The sequence below is a fragment of the Saccharomonospora marina XMU15 genome, assembly GCF_000244955.1.
GTDB lineage: Bacteria > Actinomycetota > Actinomycetes > Mycobacteriales > Pseudonocardiaceae > Saccharomonospora_A > Saccharomonospora_A marina.
Genome location: NZ_CM001439.1, coordinates 841523 through 856033, shown reverse-complemented (window position 1 = coordinate 856033; position 14511 = coordinate 841523). Strand labels below are relative to the sequence as shown.

Here is a 14511-nt window from a genome sequence, read left to right as displayed (position 1 = left end):
CCCACGGGCCCCGCGAAACGGACTGGTAGGTAGCGCCCGCTAATTGGCCACCGTGGTGGCGACCTCGATGTCGCCGTCGACGATCTGCTTCTTGTAGGCCCGCAGGATCGGCTCGATGTCGTCGATCTTCCCGCCCGAGGTGGCGTAGCCGACCCCTTCCACGGCAAGGTCGAAGCGTTCGGGCAGCGAGGACAGGTCGTCGCGGGCCACGGCCTTGATGTAGTCGTACACCGCGACATCGACGCGCTTGAGCATCGACGTCATGATCACGTCCTTGACGTGGGCCACGGTCTTTTGCCGGTACTGGTCGGAGTCGACGCCGATGGCCAGCACTCCCTCGGCCTTCGCCGCCTCGAACACGCCACGTCCCGACGCGCCCGCGGCGTGGTAGAGCACGTCGGCGCCCCTGTCGATCTGGGACTTGGCGACGACGTTGCCCTTACCCGGGTCGTTGAACCCGCTGATGTCTCCGGCGGGAGTCAGGTAGTCGCGCTCGATGGTGACCTTGTCGGACACCGCCCGCGCACCCTGGACGTAGCCGGCCTCGAACTTCGCGATCAGCGGGGTGTCCACGCCGCCGACGAAACCGATGTGGCAGTTCTGGCTCTTGTACACCGCGGCCACACCGGCGAGGAACGAGCCCTGCTCCTCGGCGAAGACCAGCGCGGTGACGTTCGGCGCGTCGACGGAGTCGTCGTCGACGATGGCGAACCGCGTTCGCGGGTACTTGGGGGCGATCGCCTTGACCGCGTCGGCGTAGGCGAACCCGACGGCGATGATCGGGTCGTATCCCTGCTGGGCCATCTGGTTGAGTCGCTGCCGCTTGGCGTCCTCCGACTCCTTTCCCGCGGCCGTGCTCTCCGTGGTGTCCTTGACCCCGAGCTGCGCCTTGGCCCTGTCGACACCGGCGGCCGCCGCATCGTTGTAGGAGGCGTCACCCCTGCCTCCCACGTCGTAGGCGAGCCCGACGCGCAGGTCACTGGCGTCGACATCCTCCTGCTCGCGACTGCGGGACTGGCTCGACGACACCTTCGGCGGATCGGCCGCGGTGACGCAGGGGCCGTCGCCTCCTCCCGTCGAGGTGTCCCCTCCGGAATCCTTGGCGCAACTGGCCAGGGTCAGCACTCCGGTCATCGCCACCGCCACCAGCGCTGCCCCACGCATTCGACGCACAGTGTCTCTCCCTCCCGCCGTGCAAGCGGACGAACCCCAACAGCCCGCCCGTGCCGGTAGCCGGGCGGGTCGCAGAACCGTACGCCGTCATGTGGCAGCGGACACACAAATGGCAACTCGTGTAACCCAAATGTTCGCCGACGAACGTGGGTGTCACAGCGGCCGAACAGTGCCCGAACAGTGATCGAGCGGGCGCGCAATACCGATCGACGAGACCTACGCCACGCCGTTTCCGGTGATCGATGTCTGGTCCATCACAGACAACAACCCGAGCTTGAGCCCGCAGGACAGTGCGGGTCTAGCATCCATCCGTATCCACGCTCGACGACTCCGACCTCGGCGAAGCCGCTGGTCCGCCGGGCTCAGTCCATCAGTGACGTTGGAGGCCGTACACCGATGTCCACCACCGCGAGCACCGCCGTCGAGGCGGCGAGTGATCGGGCGGGCGCCTCACGCCGGAGCGGAACGTTCTACCGCGGCGATCCTGGCATGTGGTCCTGGGTGTTGCACCGCATCACCGGCGTGCTCACGTTCTTCTTCCTGTTCGTGCACGTTCTCGACACCGCACTCGTCAGGGTTTCCCCTAACGCCTACGACGAGGTCATCGAGACCTACAAGAGCCCTCTCATCAACCTGCTCGAGGTCGGGCTGGTCGGCGCGGTGCTTTTCCACGCCCTCAACGGCATCAGGGTCATCCTGGTCGACTTCTGGTCGAAGGGGCCGAAGTACCAGCGAGTGATGCTGTGGTCGATCCTCGCCGTCTGGGTACTCGTCATGATCCCCGGCACCTACTTCATGCTCGAGCGCACCGTGACCGAGCTGTTCGGAGGCGGCAACTGATGGCCGAGTCACTCACCCTCGACAAGCCGCGCTCGCCGCGCAGGCCCGCGGCCCGTCGCAGCAACTTCGAGCTGTACAGCTGGGTGTTCATGCGCGTGTCCGGCCTGCTGCTGATCGTGTTGGTGCTCGGGCACCTGTTCATCATGAACATCCTCGACGGCGGCGTGCACCGGATCAACTTCGCGTTCGTCGCGGGCCGCTGGTCGTCACCGTTTTGGCAGTTCTGGGACCTGATGATGTTGTGGCTGGCGCAGCTGCACGGCGGCAACGGGCTTCGCACGATCATCGACGACTACGCGCGTAGGGACTCCACCCGGTTCTGGCTGAAGATGGTGCTCTACACGGCGACGGTGCTGATCCTCGTGCTCGGCACGCTGGTGATCTTCACGTTCGACCCCGACATCCCGACCGACTGAACCCACCACCACCCGGAGTTTGCGACATGCGGTTTCACAAGTACGACGTGGTGATCGTCGGAGCGGGCGGCGCGGGAATGCGTGCCGCGATCGAGGCGGGGCAGCGCGCACGCACGGCCGTGCTGACGAAGCTCTACCCGACGCGTTCACACACCGGCGCCGCGCAGGGCGGCATGTGCGCCGCGCTCGCCAACGTCGAAGAGGACAACTGGGAGTGGCACACCTTCGACACGGTCAAGGGCGGTGACTACCTCACCGACCAGGACGCCGCCGAGATCATGGCCAAGGAAGCCATCGACGCGGTGCTGGATCTGGAGAAGATGGGGCTGCCGTTCAACCGCACCCCCGAGGGCAAGATCGACCAGCGGCGGTTCGGCGGTCACACCCGCGACCACGGCAAGGCCGCGGTGCGCAGGTCCTGTTACGCGGCCGACCGCACCGGTCACATGATCCTGCAGACGCTGTACCAGAACTGCGTCAAGCACGGCATCGAGTTCTTCAACGAGTTCTACGTGCTCGACGTCGTGCTCACCGACACCCCCGACGGGCAGGTGGCCTCCGGCGCGATCGCCTACGAACTCGCCACCGGTGAGATCCACGTGTTCCAGGCCAAGTCGATCGTGTTCGCCACCGGCGGTTTCGGCAAGGTCTTCAAGACCACATCCAACGCGCACACCCTCACCGGCGACGGCATGGGCATCTACGCGCGCAAGGGACTACCGCTTGAGGACATGGAGTTCTACCAGTTCCACCCGACGGGGCTGGCCGGGCTCGGCATCCTGCTCACCGAAGGCGCGCGAGGTGAGGGCGCGATCCTGCGCAACGCCTCCGGCGAGCGCTTCATGGAGCGCTACGCGCCGACGATCAAGGACCTCGCGCCACGCGACATCGTGGCCCGCTCCATGGTGCTGGAGGTGCTCGAGGGCAGGGGCGCCGGCCCGAACAAGGACTACGTCTACCTCGACTGCACCCACCTCGGCGCCGAGGTGCTGGAGACGAAACTGCCCGACATCACCGAGTTCGCGCGCACCTACCTCGGCGTGGACCCGGTGCACGAACCGGTGCCGGTGTACCCGACCGCGCACTACGCGATGGGCGGGATCCCGACCAACGTGCACGGGGAGGCGCTGCGCGACAACGACGACGTCATCCCGGGCCTGTACGCGGCCGGTGAGGTCGCCTGCGTTTCGGTGCACGGCGCGAACCGGCTCGGCACCAACTCGCTGCTGGACATCAACGTGTTCGGGCGAAGGGCCGGCATCGCCGCGGCCGAGTACGCCCAGAGTCGTGAGTTCGTCGAACTGCCGGACAACCCCGCGGCGATGGTCGAGGGCATGGTGAACCACCTGCGCACCGCCACGGGCGGGGAGCGGGTGGCCGACATCCGCACCGAGTTGCAGCGGACCATGGACGCCAACGCCGCCGTCTACCGCACCGAGGACACCCTCAAGCAGGCGCTGCACGACGTGCACGCGCTCAAGGAGCGCTACGGCCGGGTCGCGGTGATGGACAAGGGCAAGCGGTACAACACCGACCTGCTCGAGGCGATCGAGCTGGGCTTCCTGCTCGATCTGGCCGAGATACTGGTGAACGCGGCGCTGGCCCGCAAGGAGTCGCGGGGCGCGCACGCCCGCGAGGACTACCCGAACCGGGACGACGTCAACTTCATGCGGCACTCGATGTCGTACAAGATCCTGCCGGACAACGGCAAGGGCGTGGACCCGGACGCCCCGCTCGGACTCGCCGGGTTCATGGCCGACATCCGGCTGGATTACAAGCCGGTGACCTTCACCCGGTACGAGCCGATGGAGCGGAAGTACTGATATGACTGCCACGGTTTCCGAGGGCACGCACGACACCTCGCAGATTCCCGCGCCCGAGGGCTCGATCACCATCACGGTGAAGATCCTGCGGTTCAACCCCGAGCAGGACACCGAGCCGCACTGGGAGTCCTACGACGTCCCCGCGCTGCCCACCGACCGCGTGCTGAACCTGCTGTTCAACATCAAGAACTATGTGGACGGCACGCTGGCGTTCCGGCGCTCGTGTGCGCACGGCATCTGCGGGTCGGACGCGATGCAGATCAACGGCATCAACCGGCTCGCCTGCAAGGTGCTGGTGAAGGACCTGCTGGAGAAGAAGGGCAAGCGCACCACCGTCACGGTGGCACCGATCAAGGGCCTGCCGACCATGAAGGACCTCTATGTGGACATGGAGCCGTTCTTCGAGGCCTACCGCGCGGTGAAGCCCTACCTCATCGCCTACGGCAACGAGCCCACGCGCGAGCGGATCCAGTCGCAGGCCGACCGGGAACGGTTCGACGACACCACGAAGTGCATCCTGTGCGCGGCCTGCACGTCGTCGTGTCCGGTGTACTGGTCGGACGGGTCCTACTTCGGTCCCGCGGCGATCGTCAACGCACACCGGTTCATCTTCGACTCCCGCGACGAGGGGTCCGAGGAACGGCTCGACATCCTCAACGACTCCGAGGGGGTGTGGCGCTGCCGCACCACCTTCAACTGCACCGACGCCTGCCCGCGTGGCATCCAGGTCACCAAGGCCATCCAGGAGGTCAAGCGGGCCCTGCTGTTCAAGCGGGTCTGAGCCGCTCGGCAGAGCACGAGCACAACAGGCCGCAGGGCACGTTCGCCGACGCGGACGTGCCCTGCGGCCTGTTCGGTACGGTCAGGCGTTGGCGCAGGCATCCCGGGCTGCGGAAACCGCCTGCTCGAACTGCGGGCCCCGCGCCTCGAACGTGCTCCGGTAGATGTGCACGGGCTTGCTGATGGCGTCCGCGAGCGGCTGGTAGGACTTGTCGACCTCCGCGGCGGCTGCGGCGAGTTCGGCCGCCGCGCCCCACCGTCGAAGGCTCGCGAAGTCGCCCTCGGGCAGCAACGCCGGGGTGCGCTCGATCGCAGCGCACGCGGCGCTGACGTCCGCGGCAGGCCCTTCCCCCGACCCGCCGGTCACCGACCATGCCAGCCCGACGGCGCCGCCGCCGACCAGCAGGCCGAGCGCGACGGCCGTCGGGAGCACCCAGCGACGCGGCCGGTTTCCGCGGGGCCGGGAGGATTCGGTGGGCGAGCCAAGCTGCGATTGTGGTGTGTTCACGACGATTGGACTCCCTTCGACGAGCCGTGGTTTCGCGTGGCTCGCCAGCCGCGCCAACCGATGATCCCGATGGCGGTGCCGAGCACGAAGGAAACCACCGCCAGCGCGGCGTGCACGACGAAGAACGAGGTCGGCGAGCCGTCGGGGTTCCAGGCGTTGTCACTGGCCCACAGGTTGCGGGCGAAGGTGATCCAGATGAGCCAGGACCACACCCCGAACGCCAGCAGGAAGAATGAAGTGCCGCGAGACATTCGCATGCCTGGCAGTATCCTCGCCCTGCTGTCGATAGCCTGCACGGGTGCGCAGCGCTTCCACCACCAGACTCCTCGTCCTCGCTTGGCTGTCCGCTCTGCTCGCGATCGTGGCGGTGCCCGTGCCCGCACTGGCACAACCGGTGCGGCCGGTTGCGCAGGAGTGCGCGAACCGGCAGCTGCCGCCACCTCCGGTCGACACCTCGGAGCAGCCACCTCCCGGTGAGCCGTCGCCGTCGCCGCTGCCGGTGCCCGCGACCCCGGCGGGCGGCGAGCGGATGGCCGAATGCGGGCTGGTTCTGCCCGGCCCGACGCCGTCGTCGCCGAGGCAGCTCACGGCCGCGGCCTGGCTGGTACAGGACATGGAGACCGGTGAGGTGCTGGCGGCGAAGGATCCGCACGGCAGGCACCGGCCTGCCTCGCTGATCAAGACGCTGCTGGCGCTCGTTGTGCTCGACGAACTGCCGCCCGGCGAGGTCGTGGTGGCAAGTCGGGAGGACGCCGAACAGGAGTGCACCTGCGTCGGCGTCGTCGCGGGCGGGCGCTACGAGGTCGAGGTGCTGTTGCGGGCGCTGCTGATGCGTTCGGGAAACGACGTGGCGCACACACTCGCCAACGCCGTGGGCGGTGTGGATGTCGCGGTGAGCAAGATGAACGCGCTCGCCGAACGACTCGGCGCGAGGGACACCCGCGCGGCGACACCGTCCGGACTCGACGGCCCCGGCATGGTCACCTCGGCCTACGACATGAGCCTCGTCTTCCGCCACGCCATGCGGCAACCGCGTTACGCCAAGGCCGTGGCCACAAGGCAACTGATGTTTCCCGGCGGGCCGGGTAAGCCTGCCTACCCGGTGTACAACGACAACAAGTTGTGGCAGTCCTACCCCGGCTTCCTCGGCGGCAAGACCGGCTTCACCGACGACGCGCGCCACACCTACGCGGGCGCCGCGAGCAGGGAGGGCAGAAGGCTCGCCGTCGTCCTGCTCAGGGCGGAGCAACGGCCGATCAGGGTGTCGGAGCAGGCCGCGCGGTTGCTCGACTACGGCTTCGCCCTCGCCGCGGCGGGCAGCCGCCCCGTGGGCACGCTCGGGCAGGACGCTCCGGCCGAGGCAGCGAACTCGGCGGAGCAGCCTGAGGTGTCCGTCGCCGCCACCAGCGCCCATGACCCGTTCGGCACCACCGGGTGGATCGTCACGCTGCTGGTCACCGTGCTGGTGATCGTGGGCATGATCGTGGCACACCGGCGCGGGGTGCTGCACCGCCCGGACTAGCTGCACCCGGCAGGCACGCCTGCCACCGACCTCATGGCCAGGTACAACTAGCGGCGCGGACCCACTCGCGGCCCGGTCACCGTCAACGCTGCTGCGTGGACTCCGGGCAGCAGTTGTCCGTGGCGACGTCCTGCGCGGTGTGCTCGCCACCGTCGCGCGGTGGCAGGGTCTCCCTCGCCATGAGCCACAGCAGCAGGGCCACCGCCGCGACACCGCCGGTCAGGCCGAACGCCGCGCCGTAGGACCACTGCTCCGCGATCGCGCCCGCCGCAAGCGGGCCCACCACGGCGCCGACGTCGGCGGCCATCTGGAACCCGGCGAGCACGGAGCCGCCGCGTGCCTTGGCCCCCAGCACGTCGGCGACCGCGGCGCTCTGCGAGGGGTTCAGCGCCCCGGAGCCGACGCCCGCGACGAACGAGGCCGCAAGGAACAGCCACGGGTCGGCGGTAAGGCCGAGCCCCGCTGTTCCCACACCCAGCAGCGCGAGCCCGAACAGCGCGGGCAGCTTGCGCCCACGCCGGTCGGCGAAGCGCCCGGCGAGCAGCAGCACGGCGGCGTTGGCGGCGGCGAACACCGCGAGCGCGATGCCGGTGAACGACTCGTCCTTGGCCAGCACCGCCGTCACGAACAGCGGCATCAGTGACATGCGAACGCCGAACACCGCCCAGCCGTTGGCGAGGTTCGACGCCAGCGCGGCCCGGTAGGTGGGGTGCCGCAGCGCCTGCGGGAAGGTCATGGTGGGTGTGGTGTCGTCGGCAGGGCGGGAGGCGAGTTCGGAGCCGCGCAGTTTCCACCACACGAACACCGTCGTGACCACCAGCGCGCTGCCGTAGGCGACGAACGGCGCCCGCAGCGAGACAGTGACCAGGGCACTACCGAGGACGGGGCCCGCGATTCCACCGAGCAGGAAACTGGTGCCCCACAGGCCGGAGGCCCTGCCTCGCAGGTGGGTGGGTGAGATACGGATCAGCAGCCCGATGGCGGAGACGGTGAACATCGTGGAGCCGATCCCGCTGGCCGAGCGAAACAGCAGCAACTGCCAGTAGTCGGCAGCCAGCGCGCACGCCAGCGTGCCGACCGCGACGATCGAAACCCCCCACAGGTAGATGGGACGTTCCCCGAACTTGGTCACCAGCCTGCCGCTTGCCGGGGCGAACGCCAGTCGCACGAACGCGAACGCGCTCACCACCACCGACGCCGCGGTGACGCCGACGTCGAAGCTTGTCGCGTAGTTGGGTAGCGCGGGCCCGATCAGCCCGTAACCGATGGCGATGAGAAAGCTCGCCCCGACCAGAATCCAGATTTCGCGCGGCAGCTTGGTCGTCTCCGATGTCGTTACCGTCTCGCTCACCCTCACCCCTGTCGTCACAGGTGAGCATAGGTGAGCGCGTCAGCCGCGCCCGCGCCCGCGCCTGCCCAGCAGCACGCCGATCCCGAGCGCGGCCAGCACCGCACCTGGTCCGGCACCCTTGGTCACGCGCACCGTCGGCCGGATCACCGCGGGCGGTGGGGGCTCGATCTCGCGCACCACGTTCTCTCCTGCCGTCGCCGTCCATGCGGTGACGAAGAGCACGAACCGCGAGACGAGATTGGCGAACACGAGCAGGCCGATGATGGGGCCGAACAGCGCGCCGCTGGGGGTGTCGGAGATCGCGCCGAGATACACCGATCCTGCTAGCTTGAGCAGTTCGAATCCGGCTGCCGCCAGCACGGCGCCGCGTAGCGCGCTGCGCACCGTGACCCGCTGTCTCGGCAGTCGCGACAGCACCCACAGGAAGACCAGCACGTCGGCGACCAGTGCCAGCGCGATGGTGGACAGCCACAGCACGAACCTCGCGAAGGCGACGTCCTGCAGCCCCGTGAGGTCGAGCAGATAATTGCCGACCGTGCCGCCGACGGCCGTCAGCCCGAACGAGACGGCCAGGGCCAGTCCCAGCCCGCCGAGTGCGATCAGGTCCCGCAGTTTTGTTCGCAGGAACGGCACCCTCCGCTTGCCCTGCCCCCACTGCGCGGTCAAAGCGTCACGAAGGTTGGTCATCCAGCCGAGGCCGGAGTAGAACGCCAGCAGCAGCCCGAAGATGCCGACTCCGGCCCTGGAGTCCAGTGCGGCGTCGACGATGCTGCTGAGGAAGTCGCCGAGCCCCTCCGGCGCAGAGCGCAGGATCGCTTCCCGCAGTTCCCGCAGCGCGGTCTGGTTGCCCGCCAGCACGAAGCCCGCGATGGAGAAACCCACCATGAGCAGCGGAAACAGCGACAACACCGAGAAGTAGGTGATGGCGGCGGCATAGTGGTTGCCGTAGCGCTTCGCATAGGTGGTGGCCGCCACGAAGACGTGATCGAGCCAGGGGTACCTCCGGCGCAACCGTGGCAGTGGGTTCCGCGGGCTCGCCGTGCCCGTGTCGCGGTCCGTCACGCGCGACGACGCTAGCCAGGGGCCGGTCGTCCCGCAACGGCGACCGGCTACGAACGGTGAGCGAGGTGGGTGCTACCCGGCTGAACCCTGCCGTAGGTGGTGGTCCGCTGCGCGCTGGAACGACCTGCCAGCGTCGCCAGCTCCTCCAGTTGCGTCACGGTGCGGGCCGAACCGTGCTCCGAACCTGCCATGCGGGAGATGGTCTCCTCCATCAGCGTGCCGCCGATGTCGTTGACCCCGCCGCGCAACACCTGGGCCGTGCCCTTGTCGCCGAGCTTGACCCACGAGCACTGCACGTTGTCGATGCGGCCGTGCAGCGCCAGCCGCGCGAACGCGTGCACCGCCCGGTTGTCGCGAACGGTCGGCCCCGGCCGCGCCACGCCCGCGAGGTAGATGGGGGCGTTGTGGTGCACGAACGGCAGCGCGACGAACTCGGTGAAGCCACCGGTCTCGTCGGCGATCGCCGCCAGCACCCGCAGGTGCCCCAACCAGTGCCCCGGGTGGTCGACGTGGCCGTACATCATCGTGCTCGACGACGGGATGCCCAGTTGGTGCGCTGTGGTGACCACGTCGATCCACGTCCGCGCGGGCAGCTTGCCCTTGGTGAGCACCCAGCGCACGTCGTCGTCGAGGATCTCGGCCGCCGTGCCAGGAATGGAACCCAACCCCGCGTCACGCAGTTCGGTGAGCCACTCGCGCACGCTGACGCCCGCCTTCGCCGCCGCGGAGACGATCTCCATCGGAGAGAAGGCGTGCACGTGCATGTCCGGTACCGCCTTCTTGATCGCGCGCACCACGTCGGCGTAGTAGCCCACCGGCAGCTTCGGGTCGATGCCGCCCTGCATGCAGACCTCGGTCGCTCCGGCCTCAGCGGCCTGCACCGCGCGAGCCGCCACCTCGTCGGTGGACAGCCGGTAGGCGTCGGCGTCGCGCTCGCGCTGCGCGAACGCGCAGAACCGGCAACCGACATAACAGACGTTGGAGAAGTTGATGTTGCGGTTCACCACGTAGGTGATGTCGTCGCCGACCACGCTCGCCCGCAGTTCGTCGGCCAGCCGGGCCATGGTCTCCAGCGCCTCACCGTCGGCGGTGAGCAGCGCCATCGCGGCGGCCGCGTTCTCCTCGCGCAGCAGCGCGGCGGGGTCGTCGGCGGCCAGCCGCAGCCCCTGGCGCACGTCGGTGTCGAACCTCGCCACCACCTGCTCCGCCCGCTCGCGCAGCAACTCCCAGTCGCCGTAGACGCTGTCGAAGTCGCTGCGCCGGTCGCCGGTTCGGCCCTCGGTGTCGATCGCGGCGTGCAGGTCGGCGCGTCCCGTGGTGTCAAGGCCGCCGTCGGGCTCCTGCCACGGCAGTCCACTCGGTCGCACCTGCTCGCGCCCGAGGCCACCCTCGTCAGCGAGCGCGGCCACGTGCGGCTGGATGCGTGCGTCGAGCCACCTGTCCTGGTCCAGGACGAACCGCGGGTAGGCGGCGAGGCGTTCGCGCATCGCATAACCCGCCTGCTCGGTGCGCCGCGACAACTCCTCGACGGCAGGCCACGGGCGCTCCGGGTTGACGTGGTCGCGCGTGACCGGGGATACGCCGCCCCAGTCGTCGATACCCGCACGCAGCAGCAAGGCGTGTTCGTCGCCGACGAGGTTGGGTGGCGCCTGCACGCTGACCCCTGGCGGCAGCAGCAACCGGGCGAGGGCCACGGTCGCGGCAAGGTCGGTCAGGTCCGCATCCGCGTGCGAGCGCATGGCCGTGTCGGGCTTGGCGCGGAAGTTCTGGACGATGATTTCCTGGATGTTGCGGTACTGCCTTGCGCGGGCGCGAATCGCGTGCAGCGACTCGGCGCGCTCGTGGAGTGTCTCGCCGATCCCGACCAGGATGCCCGTGGTGAACGGCACTCCGACTCGGCCCGCGTCGTCGAGCACCCGCAACCGCACCGCGGGTTCCTTGTCGGGGCTACCGTAGTGCGGCCCACCGGGCTCGGACCACAACCGCTGCGCGGTCGTCTCCAGCATCATCCCCATGCTCGGTGCGACCGGCTTGAGTCGTTGCAACTCCTCCCAGCTCAGCACACCCGGGTTGAGGTGAGGCAGCAGCCCGGTCTCCTCAAGCACCGCGACGGCGCACGCCCTCACGTAGTCCAGAGTGGACTCGTAACCGCGCTCGTCGAGCCATTGCCTCGCCTGCGGCCAGCGCTGCTCGGGCCGGTCGCCGAGGGTGAACAGCGCCTCCTTGCAGCCCGCCGCCGCGCCTGCCCGCGCGATGTCGAGCACCTCTTCGCGCTCCAGGTACAGCGAGTCGAGCTTGCCGGGCACCGTGGCGAAGGTGCAGTAGTGGCAGCGGTCCCGGCACAGCCTGGTCAGCGGGATGAACACGCTGCTGCTGTAGGTGACGATGCCCGGCCTGCTCTGATCGGCGAGGTGGGCGTCGCGTACGCGGCCCGCCGCGTCGAGCAGCCGGTCCAGGTCCTCGCCGCGCGCGTGCAGCAGTACGGCCGACTCGGTCACGTCCAGCGCGACCCCGTCCTCGGCTCGACGCAACGCGCGGCGCAGGGCCGCCGGTGACGGCTTAGGGTCTGGCGGGTTGATCGAGACGGGATCAGCCATGCCCAGAGACTAAGGGCCCACGGCTGCACGCGACCATCGCCGCGCCTGTGACCTATTACTCGCCGGGATGGGAATAGGCGGGGACGTCGGCGGCGGGCTCCGCCATCGGGACGACCTGCGCGCGTGCCTTCCTGCGCTGCCGTACCACACCCGCGGCCATACCGAGCACGCCCAGGGCCACCGCAACGAGCCCGACGGGCCCGAGCAGCCCGAACGTCATCGCGTTGGGCTCCGCCTGCGCGGCCGAGGCAGTGCCTGCCCCCAGGACCAGGAGAAACGCCGTCAGCGCCTGCGCGGCGACCAGGGCCGCGCCACCACGGAGCACGCGTGCGAGCGGCCGTGACTGCTCGCTGACTGGGTTGCGCACCGGAGTGCCTCCCGAATGTGAGTCTGCCGTTTCGTGCCGACCTTCACCCGATCGAGTGAGTGTCGCCCTCGAGAAAGCTACCGATCGTGTCAAGGTTTGGTCACTTTCGTCAGGGCGCGGGTGAGACTAGCGGGCGCGTCCAAGCCCGCTACTCCCGGGTCCGTACTCCGGCCTTCACCCGCACGGCGGAAACGCCTTCGAGTCACCGGACGGGCACGGCTCGCCGAATTGATCGATCATGCCCCGAGCCGCCTGAGTAGGGAGAGCCTTGTGTCGCGTTCCGCCTTCGTGACTTCGTGGGCCGGCCGGTTGGGCGTGGTCGGATTGATCGCCGTGCTCGCGGCCCTCGCCGCGCCGTCCTCCAGCCCGCTCGCGGGCGGAGGGCCGAAGGCGGGCGGCGAGCCATTTCGGGTCTCGGTCCTGGTCATCACCATGTTCGACGGCGAGACAGCTCCCTGGCTGGAGAACGAGCGTCTACCGATCCAGATCGACGTGCCCGGTGCCTACGCCCCGATGCATTGCGATGGGCGAGGACTCTGCGTCGCGAAGATCGGCATCGGCAAGTCGCACGCGGCCGTCAGCATGATGGCCATCCTCGACAGCCCGAAGCTGAATCTGCGCGACGCGCACTTCGTCACGGCGGGAATCGCGGGGACCCCGCCGGACGAAGGCACGCTGGGTTTCGCGGCATGGGCCCGCTGGGTCGTGGACTGGGACCTCGGTCACCATCTGCTGCCGCAGTCGGCCCCCGAGGTTTCCCACGGCTACCTGCCCTTCGACGCTGACGGCACGAATGTCTTCCGGCTCAACGACGAACTCGTCGATCTCGCCTACAAGCTGACCAAGGACCTCGAACTGGCCGACAGCGCGGAGGCCGAGCGCAACAGGAGCCGGTATCCGGGCCAACGGAACCAGGATCCCTACGTCGACGTCTGCGACACCGTCACGGGCGACGACTACTGGGCGGGAGCGCAGCTGTCCGAACGGGCCCAGTACATCACCGACCTGTGGACACAGGAGCAAGGCATCTACTGCACCTCCCAAATGGAAGACACCGCCGTCGCCGCCGCGCTGTCGGCACGAGGCCGACTCGACCGGTACCTTTCACTTCGGACGGCAAGCAACTTCGACCAGCCCTATCAGGGACAGAGCATCACCCAACTGCTGTCGGAGTTTCCCGGCTACCAGATCGCCGTGGACAACGCCTACCTGGCGGCGTCGACCGTGGCCGAAGAACTTCTCGCTCGTTCCCCGAGGAACTGACGGCCTCGGCCGAGTCGCAGCTCGAAGAGGCCGCGCCGGCAGGGGGTCACCGCAGCGCTTGTCTTGGCTCTGCGCCCGCTCCACCACCGCCGAGCGGCACGTCCGCGCGAGTGACGCGATGGCGACGTGGCAATTGGTTCGCCGACCCCTCATCCGTGTCAAGATGACGCACCACAAACCGTGAAAGAAGCATGGAGCCCTGATGGCGGTCACCGCTGACGACCTTCACGCGGCGCTGGACAGCATCGAGACGACACTGCGTCCCGCGACCGATTGTGACTGGACCACCCCGAAAGGAACCGGGGAATCGGACTGTTGGCGCACGTCGGAACACCTCGGCGACTGCCTGCTCTGCTACGCCGCACAACTGGTCGCCCAGCCGACCACTCGATATGTACGTTTCGAAGCCGCCGCGGACAAGGCCGCTTCCCCGGCCGAGGTGCTGGAGTTCGCGGTCGCGGGCGGAAGGATTCTCGCCGCTACCGTGCGGACCGCCGCACCCGATGTCCGCGCTTACCACCCGACAGGGATGAGCGACCCGGAAGGTTTCGCCGGTATGGGCTGTGTCGAGGTGCTCGTGCACGGCGAGGACATCGCCCGAGGGCTCGGCTTGCACCTCGACCCACCGCCCGATGTGTGCGCCCGGGTACTGGCCCGCATGTTCCCGCACAGCAGTGCCGACATCTCCGGTATCGATCCGTGGACGGCCTTACTGTGGGCCACCGATCGAACCGACCTCCCGGGCAGCCAACGGCAATCGGGTTGGCGCTGGCGCGCTGCGCCACTCGACGCGTGACCACGAGACGGCC

14 protein-coding genes are annotated in these 14511 nt (G+C 68.7%); 7 read left to right on the top strand and 7 right to left on the bottom strand.

Annotation, left to right across the window (positions count from 1 at the left end; translation table 11 throughout):
- Positions 1-39 precede the first annotated feature (39 nt).
- On the bottom strand, positions 40-1164 hold the full coding sequence (locus SACMADRAFT_RS04060) for a BMP family lipoprotein (protein ID WP_198285928.1): 1125 nt from the start codon (positions 1162-1164) through the stop codon (positions 40-42).
- 405 nt (positions 1165-1569) lie between these two features.
- Between SACMADRAFT_RS04060 and sdhC the strand changes: the two genes are divergently transcribed.
- Genes sdhC through SACMADRAFT_RS04040 form a run of 4 tightly spaced genes read left to right on the top strand, consistent with a single transcriptional unit; the run spans position 1570 to position 5033 of the window.
- Positions 1570-2013: a succinate dehydrogenase, cytochrome b556 subunit gene (gene sdhC, locus SACMADRAFT_RS04055; protein WP_009152511.1), complete on the top strand. Its 444-nt coding sequence runs from the start codon at positions 1570-1572 to the stop codon at positions 2011-2013.
- Complete coding sequence (locus tag SACMADRAFT_RS04050; protein WP_009152510.1) at positions 2013-2429, top strand: succinate dehydrogenase hydrophobic membrane anchor subunit; 417 nt, start codon at positions 2013-2015, stop codon at positions 2427-2429. Before sdhC ends, SACMADRAFT_RS04050 begins: the two co-directional genes overlap by 1 nt.
- A 26-nt stretch (positions 2430-2455) precedes the next feature.
- A complete protein-coding gene (gene sdhA, locus SACMADRAFT_RS04045) occupies positions 2456-4252 on the top strand; it encodes a succinate dehydrogenase flavoprotein subunit (RefSeq protein ID WP_009152509.1) in 1797 nt (598 codons plus the stop codon).
- 1 nt (position 4253) lies between these two features.
- A complete protein-coding gene (locus SACMADRAFT_RS04040) occupies positions 4254-5033 on the top strand; it encodes a succinate dehydrogenase iron-sulfur subunit (RefSeq protein ID WP_009152508.1) in 780 nt (259 codons plus the stop codon).
- Positions 5034-5114: 81 nt separating this feature from the next.
- Here the strand turns inward: SACMADRAFT_RS04040 and SACMADRAFT_RS04035 are convergent, their stop codons facing one another.
- A complete protein-coding gene (locus tag SACMADRAFT_RS04035; RefSeq protein WP_009152507.1) occupies positions 5115-5540 on the bottom strand; it encodes a hypothetical protein in 426 nt (141 codons plus the stop codon).
- Entirely contained in the window at positions 5537-5797 is a 261-nt protein-coding gene (locus SACMADRAFT_RS04030) for an SCO4848 family membrane protein (RefSeq protein ID WP_040926080.1), read from the bottom strand. Before SACMADRAFT_RS04030 ends, SACMADRAFT_RS04035 begins: the two co-directional genes overlap by 4 nt.
- A 41-nt stretch (positions 5798-5838) precedes the next feature.
- Here SACMADRAFT_RS04030 and SACMADRAFT_RS04025 point away from each other — a divergent pair, with 41 nt between their 5' ends.
- Positions 5839-7062 carry a D-alanyl-D-alanine carboxypeptidase family protein gene (locus SACMADRAFT_RS04025; protein ID WP_009152505.1) on the top strand — a complete coding sequence of 408 codons (1224 nt, stop codon included), beginning with the start codon at positions 5839-5841 and terminating at the stop codon, positions 7060-7062.
- Between the two features lie 82 nt (positions 7063-7144).
- Here the strand turns inward: SACMADRAFT_RS04025 and SACMADRAFT_RS04020 are convergent, their stop codons facing one another.
- The 4 genes from SACMADRAFT_RS04020 to SACMADRAFT_RS04005 are packed head-to-tail and all read right to left on the bottom strand — an operon-like array spanning position 7145 to position 12439.
- The gene (locus SACMADRAFT_RS04020; RefSeq protein WP_009152504.1) at positions 7145-8413 is read right to left on the bottom strand and encodes an MFS transporter; all 1269 of its coding nucleotides are present in this window, start codon (positions 8411-8413) and stop codon (positions 7145-7147) included.
- 39 nt (positions 8414-8452) lie between these two features.
- Positions 8453-9475, bottom strand: a complete 1023-nt coding sequence (locus SACMADRAFT_RS04015; protein ID WP_009152503.1) for a YhjD/YihY/BrkB family envelope integrity protein — start codon at positions 9473-9475, stop codon at positions 8453-8455.
- 47 nt (positions 9476-9522) lie between these two features.
- On the bottom strand, positions 9523-12072 hold the full coding sequence (locus SACMADRAFT_RS04010; RefSeq protein WP_009152502.1) for a bifunctional FO biosynthesis protein CofGH: 2550 nt from the start codon (positions 12070-12072) through the stop codon (positions 9523-9525).
- 55 nt (positions 12073-12127) lie between these two features.
- On the bottom strand, positions 12128-12439 hold the full coding sequence (locus SACMADRAFT_RS04005) for a hypothetical protein (protein WP_009152501.1): 312 nt from the start codon (positions 12437-12439) through the stop codon (positions 12128-12130).
- A 270-nt stretch (positions 12440-12709) separates the two neighbouring features.
- Between SACMADRAFT_RS04005 and SACMADRAFT_RS04000 the strand changes: the two genes are divergently transcribed.
- Complete coding sequence (locus SACMADRAFT_RS04000) at positions 12710-13702, top strand: purine-nucleoside phosphorylase (RefSeq protein ID WP_009152500.1); 993 nt, start codon at positions 12710-12712, stop codon at positions 13700-13702.
- Between the two features lie 202 nt (positions 13703-13904).
- Positions 13905-14498 carry a maleylpyruvate isomerase mycothiol-dependent enzyme family protein gene (locus tag SACMADRAFT_RS03995; RefSeq protein WP_009152499.1) on the top strand — a complete coding sequence of 198 codons (594 nt, stop codon included), beginning with the start codon at positions 13905-13907 and terminating at the stop codon, positions 14496-14498.
- Positions 14499-14511: the final 13 nt, after the last annotated feature.

Excerpts from the sequence above, each read along its gene's own strand:
- SACMADRAFT_RS04040 (WP_009152508.1), top strand. The coding sequence starts at position 4,254 with ATGACTGCCACGGTTTCCGAGGGCACGCACGACACCTCGCAGATTCCC.
- SACMADRAFT_RS04050 (WP_009152510.1), top strand. The coding sequence starts at position 2,013 with ATGGCCGAGTCACTCACCCTCGACAAGCCGCGCTCGCCGCGCAGGCCC.
- SACMADRAFT_RS04030 (WP_040926080.1), bottom strand. The coding sequence starts at position 5,797 with ATGCGAATGTCTCGCGGCACTTCATTCTTCCTGCTGGCGTTCGGGGTG.
- sdhA (WP_009152509.1), top strand. The coding sequence starts at position 2,456 with ATGCGGTTTCACAAGTACGACGTGGTGATCGTCGGAGCGGGCGGCGCG.
- SACMADRAFT_RS04060 (WP_198285928.1), bottom strand. The coding sequence starts at position 1,164 with ATGCGTGGGGCAGCGCTGGTGGCGGTGGCGATGACCGGAGTGCTGACC.
- SACMADRAFT_RS04010 (WP_009152502.1), bottom strand. The coding sequence starts at position 12,072 with ATGGCTGATCCCGTCTCGATCAACCCGCCAGACCCTAAGCCGTCACCG.
- SACMADRAFT_RS03995 (WP_009152499.1), top strand. The coding sequence starts at position 13,905 with ATGGCGGTCACCGCTGACGACCTTCACGCGGCGCTGGACAGCATCGAG.
- sdhC (WP_009152511.1), top strand. The coding sequence starts at position 1,570 with ATGTCCACCACCGCGAGCACCGCCGTCGAGGCGGCGAGTGATCGGGCG.